Annotated in this window: 18 protein-coding genes and 1 tRNA gene; 7 read left to right on the forward strand and 12 right to left on the reverse strand. The window is 33.6% G+C overall.

All coding sequences use genetic code 11. From position 1 onward, the window contains the following. A partial coding sequence (locus E7Z77_RS06735) for an Ig-like domain-containing protein (RefSeq protein WP_292751828.1) occupies positions 1-1407 on the forward strand: 1407 nt, incomplete at its 5' end. Positions 1408-1487: 80 nt separating this feature from the next. Here E7Z77_RS06735 and E7Z77_RS06740 read toward each other — a convergent pair. Next, positions 1488-3005 (reverse strand): C1 family peptidase, encoded by a 1518-nt coding sequence (locus E7Z77_RS06740; RefSeq protein ID WP_292751831.1) that lies wholly within the window; start codon positions 3003-3005, stop codon positions 1488-1490. Between the two features lie 579 nt (positions 3006-3584). On the opposite strand from E7Z77_RS06740, the gene E7Z77_RS06745 reads away from it, so the two are divergent. From E7Z77_RS06745 to E7Z77_RS06755, 3 genes are read left to right on the forward strand one after another with little or no spacing between them, the layout of a single operon-like run. Further along, a complete protein-coding gene (locus E7Z77_RS06745; protein ID WP_292751834.1) occupies positions 3585-4043 on the forward strand; it encodes a dCMP deaminase family protein in 459 nt (152 codons plus the stop codon). Continuing rightward, the gene (gene tsaA / locus E7Z77_RS06750; RefSeq protein WP_292751837.1) at positions 4040-4471 is read left to right on the forward strand and encodes a tRNA (N6-threonylcarbamoyladenosine(37)-N6)-methyltransferase TrmO; all 432 of its coding nucleotides are present in this window, start codon (positions 4040-4042) and stop codon (positions 4469-4471) included. The genes E7Z77_RS06745 and tsaA overlap by 4 nt, the downstream gene beginning before the upstream one ends. 16 nt (positions 4472-4487) lie before the next feature. Continuing rightward, positions 4488-5156, forward strand: a complete 669-nt coding sequence (locus tag E7Z77_RS06755) for a class I SAM-dependent methyltransferase (RefSeq protein ID WP_366510256.1) — start codon at positions 4488-4490, stop codon at positions 5154-5156. Positions 5157-6050: 894 nt separating this feature from the next. Here E7Z77_RS06755 and E7Z77_RS06760 read toward each other — a convergent pair. The 10 genes from E7Z77_RS06760 to E7Z77_RS06805 all read right to left on the reverse strand — a co-directional run bounded on the left by E7Z77_RS06760 (position 6051) and on the right by E7Z77_RS06805 (position 15570). Next, positions 6051-6521, reverse strand: coding sequence for a hypothetical protein (locus E7Z77_RS06760; protein ID WP_292751844.1), 471 nt, complete (start codon positions 6519-6521; stop codon positions 6051-6053). Next, entirely contained in the window at positions 6518-6847 is a 330-nt protein-coding gene (locus tag E7Z77_RS06765) for a class I SAM-dependent methyltransferase (RefSeq protein WP_292751847.1), read from the reverse strand. The genes E7Z77_RS06760 and E7Z77_RS06765 overlap by 4 nt, the downstream gene beginning before the upstream one ends. A 4-nt stretch (positions 6848-6851) precedes the next feature. Then, positions 6852-7544, reverse strand: a complete 693-nt coding sequence (locus E7Z77_RS06770) for a class I SAM-dependent methyltransferase (protein WP_292751850.1) — start codon at positions 7542-7544, stop codon at positions 6852-6854. Next, positions 7544-8023, reverse strand: a complete 480-nt coding sequence (locus E7Z77_RS06775; protein ID WP_292751853.1) for an isoprenylcysteine carboxylmethyltransferase family protein — start codon at positions 8021-8023, stop codon at positions 7544-7546. The genes E7Z77_RS06770 and E7Z77_RS06775 overlap by 1 nt, the downstream gene beginning before the upstream one ends. A gap of 62 nt (positions 8024-8085) precedes the next feature. After that, on the reverse strand, positions 8086-9531 hold the full coding sequence (locus E7Z77_RS06780; RefSeq protein WP_366510255.1) for an energy-coupling factor ABC transporter ATP-binding protein: 1446 nt from the start codon (positions 9529-9531) through the stop codon (positions 8086-8088). After that, on the reverse strand, positions 9524-10243 hold the full coding sequence (locus tag E7Z77_RS06785) for an energy-coupling factor transporter transmembrane component T (RefSeq protein ID WP_292751856.1): 720 nt from the start codon (positions 10241-10243) through the stop codon (positions 9524-9526). The genes E7Z77_RS06780 and E7Z77_RS06785 overlap by 8 nt, the downstream gene beginning before the upstream one ends. Before the next feature lie 8 nt (positions 10244-10251). Further along, the gene (locus E7Z77_RS06790) at positions 10252-10833 is read right to left on the reverse strand and encodes an MptD family putative ECF transporter S component (protein ID WP_292751859.1); all 582 of its coding nucleotides are present in this window, start codon (positions 10831-10833) and stop codon (positions 10252-10254) included. Positions 10834-10863: 30 nt separating this feature from the next. After that, positions 10864-12609 (reverse strand): ABC transporter ATP-binding protein, encoded by a 1746-nt coding sequence (locus E7Z77_RS06795; protein ID WP_292751862.1) that lies wholly within the window; start codon positions 12607-12609, stop codon positions 10864-10866. Continuing rightward, a complete protein-coding gene (locus E7Z77_RS06800) occupies positions 12610-14400 on the reverse strand; it encodes an ABC transporter ATP-binding protein (protein WP_292751865.1) in 1791 nt (596 codons plus the stop codon). It lies immediately after the preceding gene. 213 nt (positions 14401-14613) lie between these two features. Next, positions 14614-15570 carry an AraC family transcriptional regulator gene (locus E7Z77_RS06805; RefSeq protein WP_292751868.1) on the reverse strand — a complete coding sequence of 319 codons (957 nt, stop codon included), beginning with the start codon at positions 15568-15570 and terminating at the stop codon, positions 14614-14616. A gap of 363 nt (positions 15571-15933) precedes the next feature. Between E7Z77_RS06805 and E7Z77_RS06810 the strand changes: the two genes are divergently transcribed. After that, a complete protein-coding gene (locus E7Z77_RS06810; RefSeq protein ID WP_292751870.1) occupies positions 15934-17040 on the forward strand; it encodes a C69 family dipeptidase in 1107 nt (368 codons plus the stop codon). 350 nt (positions 17041-17390) lie between these two features. Here E7Z77_RS06810 and E7Z77_RS06815 read toward each other — a convergent pair. Further along, positions 17391-17474 (reverse strand) — tRNA-Leu (locus tag E7Z77_RS06815). Between the two features lie 652 nt (positions 17475-18126). On the opposite strand from E7Z77_RS06815, the gene E7Z77_RS06820 reads away from it, so the two are divergent. Further along, complete coding sequence (locus tag E7Z77_RS06820) at positions 18127-19578, forward strand: AAA family ATPase (protein WP_292751872.1); 1452 nt, start codon at positions 18127-18129, stop codon at positions 19576-19578. A 56-nt stretch (positions 19579-19634) separates the two neighbouring features. Then, positions 19635-20411, forward strand: a complete 777-nt coding sequence (locus tag E7Z77_RS06825) for a hypothetical protein (protein ID WP_292751875.1) — start codon at positions 19635-19637, stop codon at positions 20409-20411. The last annotated feature ends 171 nt before the right edge of the window (positions 20412-20582 follow it).

The following is a 20582-nucleotide window of genomic DNA, read 5'->3' on the forward strand; positions in this document are numbered from 1 at the left end:
AACATAACCGATTTAGACCTAGCAGCTGGCGAATACATCCTTAACTTAACAACACAAGTTAACAAAAACCACACAACAAACAACTATACATCAAAAATCACAGTAAAACCAGCCACTTCATCAGTAAGCGCTGAAGACGTTAACTTGAGCTACGGTGAAACAGTCAGCATTCCGGTTACAAGTACAAATGCTAGTGAAGTGTATTATGAAATCGTGGATACTGCCAATGAAGTTGTTGCTAACGGCACCTTAGGTCCTGAAGAGGCAATTACTGTTTCCGGATTGGATGCTGGAGATTATACTATCAAATTAACCACAATCACAGATGAAAACCACACTAGCACATCCAGTAGTTCCAAATTACATGTAAAACATGTTGTTACTATTGTTATTGATGCAATTTCCGGTTATGCAGGTGAAGTGGTTAACTTGACTGCCGAGTTCAAATATGAAAATGGTGATCCTGTAAATGAGGGAGTTGCTAGTTTAAGCATCCGGTACGATGAAAAACTACTGCTTGCATTTACACCATATCCGGTTTTAGGTGCAGATGATTCCAACACTTATCAAGTTTCAGACGGTAAGGTTGTCTTCGAGGTCAAATTAGGCGCTCCAGGTACTTACCCATACATAGTAACCTACTCAAGTGATTCTGAGGATATTCAAGCTGAATCAACAGTTACAATATCTAAATTGAACACTAGCGTTTCAGGGGATGACATTTCAGGTAAACCTGGTGATGAAAGGGACATTACTGTTGCTGTTTTGGACCAGAACAGCAGGCCGGTTGAAAATGGAACTGTTACTTTGAATTTGAATGGAGAGACTTATAATGCTACTGTGGAAAACGGTCAAGCAACATTTAATGTGGAATTGCCAAGTCCGGGAACTTATAATTCAAGCATTATTTATAATGGAAATGATTATTATGCTTCCTCATCTGAGTCTTCAATAGCTGTAAATGTTGAAAAAGAAAACACCAATCCTCCTTCCGCCAAAGACATCAGCGGAAAAGCAGGTGAAAAAATTGACATTTCAGTCGAAATTATGGATGGAAACGGCAATCCTGTTAAAAACGGTACCGCTACATTAACCATTGATGGTAAAACATACACCACAGAAGTTGTTGATGGTGTTGCAACATTCAAGGATGTTGTGCTTCCTGAAAATGACACTGTGGCGGATGTCTATTATCAAGGAAATGAATACTACAACAGCAGTTCTTCAACATTTTCCATTAAAATCAACAAAGACAACAACAATACTCTGCCGGACAACAGTAGTGATGAAAACAAAACCGAAAATATTTCATTCAAAGGCGTTGACACAAGAAATGCAACTGGTAACCCTATTGCAGTTCTGATGATGGCACTGTTTGCACTGGTTATCACATATCGCAAAAAATAAAACTTTAAAAAGAGAATTTCACTCAAATTCTCTCTTCTTTTCTTTTTTTAAAATACACAAACAAACCTGCTTCAGAATTTTCAGGCAATTAAAGAAATTACATCAAATCCCCCCTCCGTTCTTTTATAACTGTAAAGTGTTTTAAAAGCATAAGGTGAATATGCCAACATTGAATTTTGCATATTATTTTCTGAAAAATCTGAAGAGTAGTTCGCCGCTTTCAATAATACTGATTCTAAAGATTCATACATTCCAAATGCCCAGCAAGCCCCCATATAACCTTGGTCTCTGACGGGTGTGACTAAATTTTCCTCCCTTAAATCATACCTGGCCGGAAGCTCTGCAATGACAGGAGTGTTATTGATAAGCTGCAATTCCATTCCGCTGCCTACGACAACACTAGGATAATAAGTATTATTAAAATCATCCTTGGATACTTTGTCAGCCCCAGACAGGCCGGATGTTTTTGCATCACTCTTATCGAAAAATGTGCAAACTGCATTATTGCCATTCCCGTTAAACTCTAAATCTTCAAGAGAATAACTTTCATCATAAAGATATATGGCACTGCCGTTTATAGCGGAATTATTGTTAAATTTAGAATTAGTGATAGATATATAGTCAAAATCAGCGAATATTGCACCGCCATAAGTTGGATAATCTTCATGTGTTGTATTGACTTTATTACCATTAAATACAGAGTTATCAATCATGAAATCGGAGTCTGAAACGTAAATTGCACCCCCATTATACTCTGCAAAGTTATTTGTGAAATTGGTAGTATCTATTAGCGCTCCACCGCCCAATTGAAGATAAGCCCCACCAAATTCAGATGAACAATTTTCAAACAAAGTATTATTTATGTCAACATTCCCACTATCCTTAAAATCAGCGAAAATTGCTCCTCCGTTTTTAGCAGATGAAACATTTATAAAATCACAATCAATTATAGTAATACTTTTGGAATTTTTTAATCCAATCGCTCCTGCGGTACGATTTGCATATAAATTAATGAATTTGGAGTTAAGAATAATACCTTGCACCTCATCACCACAATAAATCGCGGTTGCATACTTGGAACGGATATTTGCAAAAGTAGAATTTACAACCGCCAATTGTGTTTTTTGATTCGCGCAAATTAAACCCCACACAATATCCCTGGCACTTTCAAATGTTGCGTTAATAACATCCATATAAGCATCTTTCCCAAAGATGGCAGAACCCAATTCGGAAGCATAACAATCCACAAACCGGTCATTTTTACTCAAATATACTGAACTATCAGCATATACTGCTCCACCATAATCAGAACTACAATTGATGAATTCCACATTAGTTGTATTTAGACCACCAATAAGAATAATGGCACCATCATTTGAATTTTTAAGGATAAGATTGTTGAAGGCATTGTTCATTGAATTATTAATATAGAATATTCTGCTTTTATTTTTGGCGTCAATGAAATGGCCATTACCATTAATGACAACATCCTTAACAATAGAAATTCCAGAGGTATAATCCTCATCGGTTTCTTCATTAAAGGTATAGTCAGCAGTTAAATTTATTACGCCACTTCCCGAAGAAATTAAATCATCCAAATCACTGAATAAATGACTTTCATTTTAATCACTTAATATATTCATGTCATCTTCAGCAATGGATAACACATCACTTTCAACTAAATCGTGTGAAATTACGCCGGCAGAGTCCGCATTCATATCTTCGGCGCAACGGAACCGGCTGAAAAAAATTCTATTAAAAATAAAAATAATGTACATAATATCCTATTATTCATGAAAAATCCCCATATTCTATATAATTAAGTATATAAGACCACATATAAATAATTATCTTAAAAAATCGAATAAAATCCATTGTCAAGTAGAATAAAGGCCATTTAAACATTATAATTTTATGAAAAATGTGAGAAAAATTCTACAATAGATTTTTTAAAAGCGAATTTTAATTACCGACCATGTAATTTAAAGCAAAAAGATAGAAAGATTAAATAACGGATTTGATGAAAAGAACTCTACAATAGAAAAAAAATTTAAAATTACATCTAATTTAATTAGCATTAACACCAATAATATAACAAGGACCAATTGGCCAAATGATGAATGTATTCGCCAATTATTCAAAAATTATTTAGTTTTAAAGGAAAGGAGATAAAACATATGGCAGATGAAAACAATGCAAACCGTATGAGCAAAAACGAGTATTATCTTGCAATCGCTCTTGCAGTATCAAAAAGAAGCACATGCTTAAAAAGACGATACGGGGCGGTAATTGTCAACAACGATGAAATAATCAGTACAGGATATAATGGAAATCCAAGAGGAGAGGAAAACTGTTGTGATAGAGGAAACTGTAAAAGAATGAATCTTCCATCCAATTCAGGCCAATACGATGACTGCTTTTCTGTCCATGCCGAACAGAATGCAATGATCAGTGCAAGCAGAAATGAAATGCTGGGATCAACCATTTATCTGGCGGGAGAAAAGTACCTTGAAGGAAATTGGGTGGAAATAGAAGATGCAGAACCTTGCCCTATATGCTTTAGAATGGTAAAGAACTCAGGAATCGACAGGATAGTCAGCAAGAAGGGAATCATAAAACTGCGTGATTCCGCTTGAATGCAGGCAAAACTCATGATTCGGAAGATGATTTGATGGATGAGAAAATAGTATTCAAACCAATCGGATATATCAAGTCCCCCTTTGAAGACGTTGCAAACATGCCGAAGTCCACTAGGGAATCCATGGATGTGGAAGCCGAAATGATTATCAATGAGGAATACCTTGAAAGCATGTCCAGCATGGAAGCCGGTGAAGAGTATATGGTCCTATTTTATTTCCACAAGTCAAAAGGATTCAAGCAGAGAGTTCCCTTTATGGGAAACGGACCGATTAAAGGATTATTTTCAACTCATGCACCCAACAGACCAAATCCAATTGGCGTTTCAACAATACGAATAACCGAGATTAACGGAAATGTCATTAAGTTCAATGGAGTTGACATGCTAAACGGCACTCCTGTTCTTGACATTAAAGACATTTTATGAAACTGCAGGTTACATGATGAGCTATGAAAACATCAGAATTATAGAAGACCCAGAACTTCTGGTTAATGCACGAAAGCCGGAGGGTGAATTGGGGGATAAGCTGATTGAAAACATGAACGTCAATCACGAAGCCCTGGCAAGATGGAGTTTGAGTCATCTGAGCATTTCGGAAGATGATATTATTCTTGACATCGGATGTGGCGGGGGAGTTAATGTAGATAGGTTTGTCAAAATAACTAAAAATAAGGTATATGGTCTAGATTATTCAAATGTTGCCTGTGAAAAATCAAGGTTGTTAAATGAAGATGCGATTTCTGAAGGCAGATGTGATATTATTCAAGGGTCTGTTTCTGAGTTGCCTTTTGGTGATTGCAGTTTTGATATAGTTACCGGATTTGAAACCGTTTACTTTTGGCCGGATTTCATCAATGATTTAAAGGAAGTTCGAAGAGTATTGAAAGAGGATGGAATTCTCTTTATCGCTAACGAAGCGCTGCCCAAGGAAAATGATGCGCGTCAAAAGGAGCTGATTGAACTGTTGGATATGAACATCTATTCCCAAAATCAACTGGAGGAATCACTGCATGAGGCAGGATTTCAGAATCTGGAATGTCATTTAAAAGAATCACAGGACTCGTTTACGGATGAAGATACAACTTGGATATGCATAATCGCTGAAAAATAAAAAAAAGAGAATTTCGTTACCTGCCCAGTTCGACTTTCGAACAGGCAACTATTATATAAGTTATCTTAATTCGCAACAGGGAACATTTTTGCGAACAGTTATTTCAATGGAGGCCTACTGCAAGTTTTCATTATTAAAATGAGAAAACCAATGATTTAAACTCCTCATCAAGTGAAAGAAAGTTTTACCATTAATACCAGAGTGTGCCTTCCCAATATGGAACATCAATCATGATTTCACCTCCACATCTTTCAATTGGCGAAGTTCTCCGTAAAATATTGAACTTCACTCATATAATACATTAAAAAAGCCTATATAAATAGTTTTCCGAATGTAAGTGCTTATTTGCACTCAAAATCATGAAAAAATGAATGCAAATCCTTAATTTAGCATTTATACGAATATTTAACTAATTATTTCAAACATAGGGTATGCTCTAAAGGAATCCATGAATGCTTGAAAAGGCCTGATGAATTTGAAGTCAGTGCCACCTTTTATCTCTTAATAAAAAAAACATGACATATCATTTGGATCAGAGCATTATCTAAATTGGATATGGTACCATAAGGTCTTGTGGATATGTAAAAAAAATTTTTTCTTTAATTTAATTAAAATGATTAAAAAAATGGTAAATTACTAACATATAATCTAGAAAAAACAAACAATAGTTTTGTTGTGCCTGCTTACTGTTATTGCATTTGCACTGCAAATTAACTCACATTTCCCGCACAGATTGCATTGGTCAATATTATTTCCTATGCGCCATCGAAATTTGTGCTTTGCATTTAAAAGTTCTGAAAAGATTAATTTACCAATCGAAAGTCCTATTGAAGATGATCCGCCACGATGTCTCAAATTTAAAACCTCCTTAATTTTTAATCATTCAATATATTTTCATAATCTTAAATGTAAAATCATTGCGTTATTTCTCTTATCAGCTATTTTCATCGAAATTTTTGTATATAAACTTAATTTATTGGATAACATTTTAAGCGCGTCTTTATAGAATCCTCTACACTCAATCAATTGGCAATTTGCTTTTTTTGCAAATTCCTTTGGGTTTTCAATGTAAAAATACATCAACGCAGACTTATTTCCGGTTCTTTTAACATAGATATTTGTATATCTGATTCCAAATTTGTTGGTGGCATCAAATATTAGTTCAGCATTTCCAAAGATGTCTTTTGCATTGCCGATAAATTCAAGTATCTCTTCTTCATGGAAGTATTGGAACACTCCTGAAACTATCATCAATGTTGGAAGAGTGGTGTCTAATTCATTGCACCAATCAAGTTTAAACAAATCTCCCTTTATGAACTTTTCATTTTCGCCAATGCCTATGTAAGTTTTCCTAAGTTCAATCACGTCAGCAGGTCAACTTCGAAATAATGGGAATTTTTTCTATCTATTCTGAAATATGATGTTTCAAGCCCGACACCCAAATTGACAATATTGCATTTGTCATGCTTGTCGATGTATTCCTGAGTCATCTGGTCCAGATTGTATGACCTGGCAACTGATGCCATCATTGTATATTGGGAAGATTTTTTCTCAATCTGCTTATCTTTAACCAGATTCTCCATCTCCAAAGCTTTCTTGTCGTGAAAATACTCCGGGAACATTTTAGAGATGTTAACTCTTGCAGTTAGAGGAATGAACAGTGTATCTTCAACACCTTCATAATCACCCATATTATCACTTTCTTGCAACGACTGTTACCCAGTCAACGAACTTATCTGAAAAGGATACATTACTATAATCATCATTTACCCTATTTTCTTTTCCATTGGATTTAATAATCTCTTCTTTCTTTCTACCGTCCCTTATATAAGCAGTAATTTCGCTATAATTGTTATTTCGTAAAAATGAACTAATTTCTTCGTCAGTGTATAATTCCATGTCAATAAATTGTTTCCAGAATTTCATGATGAGATTATCTGATCCGTTTGACTCCATTCCAATTAAAAATGTTCCGCCGGGTTTCAGCACCCTTTTAACTTCGCCGAAGCATTTTTCAATATCCGGCCAGAAATAAACGGTTTCAAATGCTGTGACTATATCAAAAGTGTTGTCTTCAAAAGGCAGCTTTGCGACATTGCCTTCAAGAACCTTGACTTTACCGTCATATATTTCCTGGCGGTTTACCTCCCGGGATAGATTCACACTTTCGATGCTGTAATCAACACCGTATACCATTTTTGCCTTTTTGGCCATTCTGTTAATGTTTATTCCGCCGCCGCAACCTATGTCCAGTACTATGTCATCCGGTTTTATGTCCAAATGTTTTAATCCCCATAGTGAAACCGGAGTGTGCTCTTTATTCATTGATTTTAATTGTATATTTCCCAATTTTCCTTTTGGTTTTCTCATATTGTCAAAAAATCCCATCAAATCACCTTCGGAATGAATCTGTTAACTTTTTTAGAATATTCTATATAATCTTTGCCAAATTTGTCAACTAGCCATTTCTCTTCGGTTTTTATCATTGCAACTGTTAAAAATGCCCAAAAAATCACCGGCAAGATAAATAAAATGATATTTTGGCTAATCAATATTAATCCTGTTGCAATATAGAAAAATGCGGCATATATTGGGTGACGTACATAAGCGTATATTCCAGTTGTAACCAGTTTATTGTTTTCAACTTCCCGGTCAATTTTTGAGATTAGAACCGCTTGAATCCAAAAAGCGATTCCAGAAATTATTAATATTATCCCAAAAATTAAAAAGACCATATTTAATTCGTTTATTTTATAAACTGGAATTATATGGTAGTATGAAAGAATGGAGGAAATTATTGTTAAGATTCCAATTATCAAAACTAAATATGGTCCCACACCAAAAGTTGGCAAATGATTTTCATCCATAATAATATTATGTTTTTATACTATAAATATTTAGGTATACCTAAATTTTATTGAAGTTGAGTTTAACATCTTAAGAAGAAATCTTTCAGCTTATTTTCATCAATCTTATAGTTGTCAATGATTTTGCCATCATCGAAATGCATGATATGAGAACATGTCTCGCAAATCAGTTCAAAATCATGTGTTATGATAAAGGAAGTGATTCCCAAGCTTTGCAGATACCTTAGGTTTTCAGCCACTTTCATCATGTTTTTCAAATCAAGCCCGCTTGTTGGCTCATCAAAAATCAGTATTTCCTTTTTAGAAGCTATGGCAGATGCAATTGCCACCCTTTGCTTTTCACCTCCGGATAATGCCATTGGATGAGCATCCTTTAGATGGATCAAATTAAGATTTTCAAGAATGCCTTCAGCCAATTCCACATCCTCTTCATCCATGCTCAATAAGACTTCATCAAGAACGCTTTCTGTAAAGAGTTGGTGATTCACATCCTGCATTACCATATAGGATTTATTAAGTCGGTCTTTTCGCTTTAGGGTTTTTCCATCATAGATTAGCTCACCTTTGCAGGTTCTTTTAAGACCGCATAAGCAATTTGCAAACGTTGATTTTCCAGCACCGTTCTTGCCGATGATGGCTATAATCTCATTTTTTGGAATTTTAACATTATCGATATCTAAAACTTGAGTTTTACCATAGTTTAATTTGAAGTTTTTAAGTTCTAAAAATTCCTGATTATCAGAATAATATTCCTTTCCTTTTAATTCAAGATTATCTAGATTTAATTGCCTTAATCCAAAATCTCTATGATTTATATTCCTAAATTCGTCAATTGACCATTTATTAGTAATTTTTCCATCTTTAACAAATATTACCTTATCGACAACTTCATTCAAAAAGAATAGCTTATGTTCAGCTATAATCACAGTTTTTCCTTGCTTTTTCCATTTTTTAATAATATTTTCCAGATCCCAACTCGATTTAGAATCCAAGTTAGATGAAGGTTCATCTAAAACTAAAATATCCGGTTCGACTGCAGATACTGATGCGCAGGCAATTTTTTGCTTTTCACCACCAGACAATTTGAAAATGTTTTTATCAATTAAGTTAATAATATTAAAATCATTGACTACCCTATCTAACCTTTTTTTAATCTCATCAACACTCATGGATAAATTTTCACATCCAAAAACCAGTTCACTTGTCGTATCAACATTGAAGAATTGAGTTTTCGGATTCTGAAAAACTGACCCGATATGTTTTGAAATTTCATATATGGGCATTTCACTGATTAAATCACTGCCCAAATAAACGCTTCCTTCACGTTTGCCGTCAAAGAAATTTGGAATCAAACCGTTTAGGAAACGTGTGAGCGTTGTTTTTCCACAGCCTGACTCGCCACAAAGCAGAATGACCTCTCCTTTTTCAACATTTAAATTCATGTCAGTTATATTTTGAACATTTCTATTGTTTTCGTATGAAAATGAAACATCTTCCATTTTAAGCAATCAAAACACCTCTTAAAAAGTTATAGGCATATATTCCAAAACCGATGAATGTTATTGCCAAAAGGGTATAGTCCAGTTTGGTTAATTTGACTTCAAGCAAATGAGTTCTAGGCTCTGGATTACTAAGTCCTCTTGTTAAGGAGGCAGCTGACAGTTCATCAGCAGTTTTAATCGCACTGATTAAAATTGGAATCATATAAAATTCTAATAGTTTTAAAGGGTTTTTCAAGGATTTAACAGTTAATCCAAAGCCTCTCATTTTCATTGCATTAGTTATTGATTTAATTTCTTCAACTACTGATGGGATATATCTAAAAACAACTGAAACCGGTATGATAATATCTCGGGGAATATTGCTTTTCTCCATTGATGCAATAAATTCACTTACTTTTGTGGTTGTTATAGTATAGTATCCCATCATAAGAATGGGCATCATTCTAGAGACAGTATAGCTAAATGTAATCATTATTATTGCAGTCAGTCCTGTTGCAGTGGGGAGAATATGAATTTGAATATATTTTGCCAGAACATAAACTACAATATATATTAATGCTGATTTTTTATGATTTGAAAATAATAAGCAGATAAATGGAATTAAAACTAGAATTCCACTAATATATAGTGACACATCATTAAAAACCATAAAACTTAAAATAACCAGAATAATAATTTTAGTTCTTGGATCCAGATTAAAATTTAGTTCTAATCCCATAATCACACCTAAGCTATACCGGCTTTCTCAAAGTGTTTTTTGAGCACGATTTTTCCAAGATATGCACTTGCAACTCCTGCAATGAATGTTAAAATAAATAGGATTATTAAAACTCCATTGTTAAGGAAGGGCGCAATGACATTAACATAATCATTTCCCATTGAAACGCGCATTGCTTCCATGAAATAATCTCTCAAAATGAAAAACGGCAACATATTACCCATAATTCCCATTATAAAAACACCATGACTTATAATTGAGTTTTTCATTGATGAATAATTCCCAATTTTTAAGATACAATCAGCAATGAATGCAAATAAGGTAAATACAACTATAGGCACCCATGTGTGTCCGCTTAAAAACATTACAATTCCCAGAATTAATCCCAGTAGTGTAACCATTCCAAATTTAGAAACCCTTGTTAAAAACAACATGTATGGGATTCCACAAATCAACGCTGCCAATATCGGCAGTGCCAACATTAAAATAGGAATATATCCCAGCATTCCAAATGCAAATATCAACACTATTAAAATCACTGCAAAAATACCGACAGTGATTAAATCTTTTACATTTAATCTTTCAGACATAATTTTTTCTCCTAAAGTTTTTTAAGGGAATCAGATTGCCCATTCCCCACTTAAATTTTGCAAATCGACCATTTTTTTGAATAGTCCATTTTGAGCCAATAATTCCTCAGGTGAACCTTGCTCGGAGATTCTACCCTCATCGAGAACTATAATTTTATCGGCATTGGCTATTGTACGCATCCTGTGAGCAATAATTATCACGGTTTTGTTTTTAATAAGCTCTGATAATGCTTTTTGGATTTTGGATTCATTTTCAACATCCAAAAATGATGTTGCCTCATCCAAAAGAATCACATTGGCGTCTTTCAACATTGCCCTTGCAATTGAAATTCTTTGCCTTTGACCACCGGACAATAGCTCACCATTTTCACCAATGACTGTATTATACCCATCAGGCAGCTTTTGGACAAACTCCTCACATTCAGCTAGGCGTGCAGCCTCTATTACTTCTTCATCGGTTGCATCCTTTTTCCCGACTCTGATATTTTCCAGAATTGAGGTATTGAACAGTATCACATCCTGGAAAACAATTGAAAAGTTTTCCAGAAGTTTTTCACTATCCAATTTTGACAGGTCTTGGCCTCCCAAAATTACTTCACCAGAAACTGGATCCCAGAATCTTGCCGCCAGTTTTGAAACAGTGGATTTTCCGCCACCTGAAGGACCTACAAGTGCTGTGACTTCTCCCTGTTTTGCTGTAAAATTAATATCGGTCAAAACATTTTTCAAATCATCATAATTGAAATCGACATCCTTAAATTCAATGTCATAACCGTCTAACGAATATTCGGTTAGCCCTTCTTCAACAACCAATGATTCGATTTCTTTTGTTCTTTCAATTTTTATATCCATCATGAGTATTTCAGATAAAAACATCAAACCGTTTTCAACAGGGGCATAAACTGTAGCGGAAGCTATCAGGAATATCAGAAGTGTGAAGAGGGACACTTGTGAATTCATTATCAAGTAGGAGCCTAGAAGAATTACGGAAACTATTCCTAAATTCAAGACAACTTTACCTGTTATCACTCCGGCAGCGGCCATTAATTCCGCTTTGATTCTTGATTTTTCAATTTTGGAAGTTAATGCAGAAATCTTTCCAAAGTATTCGTCCTGATGGTTGTATGACTTTAAGTCTCTAACAGATTCTATGCATTCCTGCATTCTGTCTCCGCAGTCAAGCAAATCTGCCATGACAATTTCCCCACCTTTGTAGATGAGAATTTTTGAAGCGTATAATATTGCAAAAGCAACAGGGACCGGCCACAATAGTGCAATAGCTAATCTCCAATCAAAGGCTAACATACCAATTGCAACAAGACATAGTGAAATAATTGAACCGAGCAATTGTGGAATGGCATGTGAGAAGACATGTTCCAAATCGGTGCAGTCATTCATGATTGTTGCTGTAAGGTCCGCCAGGTCCCTGTTTTCGAAAAATGACAATGGAAGCTTTCTTAAGTTTTCACCCAGATTGATTCTTCTGTTTTCACTTTCTGTGTATGTTGTATTGAATACGAAGTGGTATTGTTTCCATGCCAATGCAAAGATGATTCCCAAAACAATCAATATCAATACGATAAACATTCCGAGGTTGGGATCAATTATTTCCCCACCGGTCAATGGTCCTATCCACATGTAAATGAGCAATGCATATAAACCGACAGGCAACATGAATGCAATGTTTAAAAGCGCTGTGTAGATGATTCCTTTAATTAAGTTATCGGAACCCTCTTTTGTAAGTCCAAATCTTTCAGTAAAATATTCAGATATCATTTATGCCACCTCACTTTTTACTTTCCATTGAATGGATTGGTTGAATTCATCCCACATTCTTGAATAAAGGCCTTGATTTTCAACTAAATTATCGTGATTGCCTTCTTCTACAATCCGTCCGTTTTCAACAACATAAATCTTATCCACATTCTTGACTGTGGACAATCTATGTGCAATCATAATGACGGTTTTATCTTTGGTGATTTCTGAAATCGCCTTTTGAATCATATATTCATTTTCCGGATCTGCTAGAGCGGTAGCTTCGTCCAGAATAATGATTGGAGCATCCTTAAGAATAGCTCTTGCAAGCGCAATTCTTTGCTGCTGACCTCCTGAAAGATATGTTCCTTCAGTTCCGATTACAGTATCGATTCCATTAGGCAATTCATCAATGATATCATCACACTGGGCCAAGCTTAATGCCTTTTTAACATCTTCTCTGGAAGCCCCTTTACGACCGATGGCCACATTATTGTAGATTGAATCTTTAAACAATGTGGTGTTTTGGAATACGAATGAAATGTTTTCCATTAAATCTTTTGTTGAGATATCCCTGACGTCAACATCACCGACTTTAATAGAACCTTCATCAACGTCCCAGAATCTTGGTATTAATGAAGCTATTGTTGTTTTTCCGCCACCGGATGGCCCAACTAATGCAACAGTTTCATTTTCATTGATTCTTAAATCAACGTCATTTAAGATATGTTCATCACCATCAGTCTTTTCATAGTCAAAATAGACTCCTTCAAATTCAATTGAATGATTTTTAGGCTTTTGAGGATTGTCTGTTTCAACTAAAGGTTTTTCGGCTAAAATTTCTTCAATGCCTCCCAAAGCATGGCTTGCCAGCATCCAATCCTGTGAAACTGTCATTATTTTATTCATCATTACAGCGCAAATCGGGGTGAAGATTACATAAAACATGAAATCGGCTAGGAACTTTTTATCAACTACAGATCCTGCAAGCAATATTCCGGCAGGAATCAACAGTGCAAAAAATCCGTTAATGGATACAGTAAATGCAGTCATCGGAAGCTGAGTTGACAGGGAATAATTGGCTGAGAATTTTGCATAATTCTTGATAGCGTCAATGAAGTTTTTAAATGAATAAACACTTTGCTGGAATGCCTTTGTAACTGGAATTCCCCTAACATATTCCACTGCTTCACCGTTCATCTTTTCCAGGTAAGTCTGATATTGAACCATAATGTTTTGGGATTCAGAAGAAAACATCGGATACATGAATATGAAACATAATACGATTGGTATTAAACATATTAAACCTAAAAGCCAATCAAAGCTGAATAACAATATCAGAAATGCTATTGGAGTCACAATGGCTCCTGTAAGGTCAAACAGCTGGTGGGCCAAAAATGTTTCAGTTTTTGAAGTACTGTAATCAATTACTTTCCTCAGTCCTCCACTGGTATGGTTTGAGAAATATCCCAGCGGCAGTTTAAGCAAGTGATTTATCGCTGCATCTTTCATATTCTTTTCGTTTTTAAATGCAGATAGGTGTGTTCCCATCAAGCCGAAAAAGTTTAGAGCAATTCCGGCTATTGCAAATGCAAATGCATTGAATGCATATGTATCCAGGTTCTGTGCCTGAGAGAAGTTTGGCGCAACAGTTAAGATGGCATTTACAACATTCCATATGTATATGAATGGGATTAACAGGCATATTGCACTTAAAGCAGACAATATCATACCCAATATTGACAGATATTTATAATTGCCCGAATAATTCAATAATCGTATGAATTTATTTTTACTTTGAGTATTTGACATAATAAACTCCTTAAAATTTAATTTAGGAATGCCTAAAAATTTAAAATAACCCTAAAAGGATATTCTTTTAAAATATCTTAAAATAAATAAAAGAACAATTTTGTTTGTATTTTTAAAAAAAATAATTAGGCATATCCTTGTTTTCATTAATAACTATTTTAAAATATGCATATATAGTTATTTGAACTAAAAGGACAAAACTATACCAAAAAGTCAAACGTTATTTTTATACTCTGAGGGGGTGCAGCCCACATACTTCTTAAATGCTTGGCTAAATTTTGAAGGTGAAGAATATCCCACCTGTTTGGAGATTTCCGAAATATTCAAATCTCCTTCTCCAATCAATCGACAGGCATAATCAAGTTTGTACTCCTTTCTCCATTTATAAATAGGTTTTCCATAAACTTCCTTAAAGAAATTCTTCAAAGTTGTTTTGCTAATGCCATATTTATCAGCCAATTCATCAATGGTGATTTTACTTTGCAAATCATTGATTAAATCATTTTTAACATTTTCAATAATATCAACTTGTTTTTTAGAAAGAGATAATGATTCTGTTTTAGTTTCTCTAGCTATAGAGACAAATAACAACAATTCCAGACATTTTAATTTGAAATAGGGTTCCTTAATTCTATCATCGACACAATATATCTCACCAATCACATGATCGATTTTTTCATTTGCCCTAAGCAACCTATAACCTTTGGATTTTTCTAAACTTTCGTATAACTCAATTAAATCAAAATCAGGAATGAGGCCTTTGATATGTTTGTTTGCAACATCAACATCAATGAAAATCTCCAAGCCTTCATAATATCCTAATGGAAAATCGGAAATCGTTTTTGTTAAATCATAAATGCTAACGCACAAATCTCCTTTTCCAAAGTAAACAATCCTGTCATCTCCTACTGCATATGAATATCTTCCTTTAGCACAATGATTGATTTGAAGCATGCGACACGGGAGTTTATCCTCAAAAAATACGCTATCTGCGTCATCAACGGTGATGTCCATAAAAGCAATTATTACTCCATCAAATAATGTGTATGTTTCCATTGTTCCGTATTTTGCACTTTTTCCCAGTTTGATTGTCTTTTTTGAGCCCTCTTCTATAATCGAATATTCAGTTTGTAAAACTTTATCAAACATTCCATAAAGATTTTCATTCATATACTTAAATTTGTGACATTTTTTATTAAAGTTTTAGTGGTGGAAGATAAGGTTTTCATGTTTTTTTAAAACGTCGCGGGCAGTGTTTGAAGTGACAGTTTCTGACAAGAAATGCTTCATAAAATTAATACTTGATTTTTTTCATTTAACTTAATTAGTCAGAATTGACATTAACACTAATCATTTCACAATTCAATCTTCTTTTTAAATAATGATAACTTGCAATGATTATTTTTGAAAAAATATTAAAAATAGAGTCAAGTTAAAGAATTAATCTTTAACTTGATTAGTTAAATTAGTTTTTATCCATTACATATTCAATGGTATTGAATCCTAAAACTTCCGCATACTTGAAAAGGTCTTTTGGGAATTATTGATAAGTATGGCAGCAGTGAATCAAATATTGCCATTATTGCTAATCAGAACGAAGTATGGTATGTGGAGATGTATACTGGTCATCAGTATGCTGCAGTGAAATTGCCGACCGACAAAGCATCAGTCTTTGGTAATGAATATTCCCTAGAGTACTTATCTGACTACGAGGACAACATCACATCTAAAGACTTAATTAATCTTGCAGAAAAAAATAATTTTTCTGTACACGGCAAAAATAATGAGATTAATTTGTTTGATACATATTCTGGAAATTCAACTACTACAGAATACTCCCATATGAGGACTTGGATTGGACACCAAATTTTAGCACCTTCAAAATACAGTGCGGACTACAATCATGACGAAATGTATCCTCTCTGTTTTACACCAGATAAGAATGTTTCAGTGGAAGATGTCGCTAAACTTTTGCGTAATAGATATGAAGGAACAAAATATTCACCTGATGAGACCGGCAGAATTGATATGAGAGTCATTGGAAGTGATACCGTACTAAGTGCCCACATAATACAGATATTCACAGATCTTCCAGCAGAAATGTCATGCGTTAATTGGATTAGTTCCGGCCCGCAACTTTATGGAGTGTTTATACCAGTATCCAATGATTGTATTAATATCAGCGATGCTTATGGAGCTAACCAACCTGCAGAGGACAAAGGTGTGTTTGATACGAATAATTATCCATATTATGTGTTTAAAGACCTTACCACTCGCTGTGTTGGACCAGAGAACCATGAAATTTATGGTAAGCCTGTGCAAGATTTCTGGCATGAAGCAGAAAGCAATATGTTCAGTGGAATGAAGAAAGTAATTGCACAAGCAGCAAAAATAAAGGACAATAATACTAGGGCAGAGCATATCACTTCCTACTGTAATGATAAGCAGACAAAAGCATTCGAAGATGGGAAACAACTACTGAACAATGTGACTTGGGCACAAAACAAAAATAGTAATACATTTAAAATCCAGCGCAACCCTGAAACCCAACAAATGACAGGTGCAAAGGTTGATATTCCACCAATAGAAATAAACCTTGATGCATCAAAATACAGCTATATTCCTGCAATACCAAACTGACAGCTAATGGATTTCAATATTCCATTATTGTAAGAATTATTGGTGTTACAATATGATATACTCAAATTAGAAAAATACAATGAACAAGGATTCTCATCCTTGTTTTAGTATTTTTAAGAATTTCTTCCACTAAAAACTCTTCATTTTTTATAACGAAACCCAAGAATAACAAGAACTATTCGTATGAAACTTATAAAAGTTGCGATACTTATCAAAATCTTGCACTGAAACCAGATACAAAATTTGTTTTGTAGTTGTAATTAAACCTTTAAAGCTTACCGTGGGAAGTTAAGCAAAATAAACTATTTAAAACCCTAGTTACTCTTAAAAGTTAAAAAAAAAACAAGAAATAGACGTGGTGGGACTCGAACCCACGAAGCAACTGATGCATAAGACCCTGAATCTTACTCCTTTGACCACTCGGATACACGTCTAATAGAAATATCTGAAAAGTTAATCCATGTAATGGATTTTAACTATATTATTATAATAATTTTTTTAGTATAAATATGTAATCTTATTGACCCATTGATTGTTAGGCCAACCGATTATATTCTCAACTTTCATCAGGTTTTTTTAAGTAATGACTCCTATGATCAACTTGACAGACATCAATCCATCAAGCAATTCATATATTGTTCTTATCGGTGCAGGTAATACCAATAATTAGGGATATAAATGGAATAATATTTCTTATATGCTTTTCCACTGAAAACGCTTTATTTTTTATAAAGAAACCCAAAATAATACGAACAATTCGTATAAAACGTATGATATAGTTCGCAACCTTATCGATTTGAACCACAACTCTCTATTAAAAAATTTATTTTCTACTAATTATAAAATTTTTGAAATGGAAAATAAATAAAATTCAATAATATAATCTGGATTGTTAAACTATCCTATCTAAATCACAGTTATGTTTTTTCATAGAGTCGCAGATGGCAAATGTTTATTGTTAATGAAATATATATTGTTTATTATGACAAGCATATATTGGTCAATTATCTGACCGCATATTTATATATTATGTGGTCAAATATTTAACCAAGTAATTAAATATTTTTTTTCCAGATGTGATTTTATATGTACGAAAAAGAGGAAATTATCAGCGATTATATTAAAGAAGAATTATCTGACATTCCAAATATTTTAAATAATGAATTGACTTTAAATGGCAGAAATTTCGAATATAGAAAAGAGTTTGATTTTATTAAACACCATATTGATGAGTTTTTAGAAAAAACAACCCCTAATCGATATTTTGCACTTCCAGGATTAAGAGGTGTAGGAAAAACAACACTATTATATCAAACCTATGAATACCTATTCAAAACCAAAAACATCAATCCAAACCAAATTTTATTCATTTCCTGTGAAAACTTAAATGACGTGATTGATTTTAAAATCATAGATGTCGTTAAGCAATTTTTAGAAACTTACCACAATACCACATTAAGAAGATTAGATAAAAAGATATTTTTACTTATCGATGAGTCACAGTATGATAAAAACTGGGCATTATCTGGAAAATTAATATTTGACAAGACCAAAAACATATTCATGATTTTTACAGGATCATCAGCACTGAACCTTGAATACGATGCAGATTCCGCAAGAAGATTGATTAAACAGAATATAACTCCACTAAACTACAATCAACACCTGAAATTAAAATACAATTACAACGCAAGCAATGCTTCATCCTCCCTTAAAAAGCTAATATTTACGGGAGAAGTTGAAGAGGCAATTACATGCGAACAGCAAATCAATCAGGATTTGATTAACTTAAACGGATATTCCACAACTGATTGGGACGAATATCTGAAATATGGTGGTTTTCCAACATCACTATTTGAAACCAACCCCCATATAATCTGCAAAAATATCACAGGGATGGTTAAAAAAGTAATATCTCATGATATGGGAACAATATCTTCAATAACTTCAGACAGTCAAACACATGCCAATCGGCTATTGAGATTTTTGGCTCTTCAAAAGCCGGGAGACATTTCCCAGGAAAAGATGGGAACATATCTTGGAACCTCAAAAGGAAACATTCGAAACATCCTTGACATTTTGGAAAAAACCCAATTGATATTCCATTGTGAACCTCATATTGCATCACCTAAAAGATCCATAAAATCCTGGGAATATTTCTTTGCAACATCCAGCATAAAGCACATCCTAACCTCATCTATAGGCAATCTGAATTCAAACAAAAAAGCATATCTTGGAGTTTTGCTGGAAAATCTCGTTGCATCAACATTATTCTATCTAAGCAATGAAGATGGAAACTATTTCACGCTTTATTATGATCCGGAAGACAAGACAAATGTTGATTTTATAATTCAAGGGGAATTCCAAAAGGCAATACCAATAGAAGTGAGCATGGGTAAAAAAAAGAAAAGACAAATTTCTTCAGCAATTGAACGCTACAATGCAGATTATGGAATAATGATTTCAAATACAACCGATACAATTGAAAAAAGAGACAATATTATTTATCTGCCTCCAAAAACCTTTTCATTTTTATAATGAAAATTATTGGTTAATAGTTATATTTAACTAAATTGAAATCAAAAATTTATTACATGGCATCTAAAATAGCACGTGGAATTTCTTTAATAACCAACAAATCGATAGTTGGAATTATTCTAACATTAGTAATAATATGTTCCACCTATTTTCATAATTCCAATGCAGATATCAGTTCATTAATACTGCTGGTCATATTCCTATCATTCATACCGTTAATATCCTCTAAATTTAAAAATATAAATGATATTCCGCCTTTAACCTATTTAATTTCATATTTAATCGGGCTTTTAGTTTCAGTTGCTTTTAATATAGACATGCTAATTAGTGCCATTTTAGCCTGCTTTTCTATTAACATGTTAATATTATTTTTAATTGATAGAAAATATGGCATTGATATAAACACACATGGTATAGCTGAGGCCCTCTGTATCTTAACAATATTTATTGGGCCTGATGCGGGATTTTTGGCCATGTTATATCCATTATCAGTGTGGTCTAGATTAAAATTAGATGAAAATTCGATATTTTGGGAAAATGCACTTGGCCTACTGGGTTTGTTTGTAACAGCAATAATAATGTATATCCTATTACAATACCATTTCTTTTTAGAGGTTTTGGTGACAGATTATGCAATATCTATTCTTACATTAGTATTCAGCATAATCTATTATTACGAGATAAATTATGATGCTAGATTAGTTTTTGCCGTTGTATTTTGTATAACTTTTCCACCAACCTCCCTTGCACCTACAAGTTTATGGGCTTATGGAATTACCATGTTTACCCTCTTATTTATTGTATTAGCAAAAAATGTTACAATATCAAATTAATATGATAGAAAGAGAATCCAAATATAAAGATTCAAAACTAATTTTTAAAAACAATTTCATATAAAGAAAATACTAAAATAATACGAATAATTCGTATAAAACGTATGATATAGTTCGAATACTTATCGATTTGCCCACTAAAACTCAAATATATAATTAATAGAAAGAAAA

The organism is Methanobrevibacter sp. (assembly GCF_015062985.1).
Classification (GTDB): Archaea; Methanobacteriota; Methanobacteria; order Methanobacteriales; family Methanobacteriaceae; genus Methanocatella.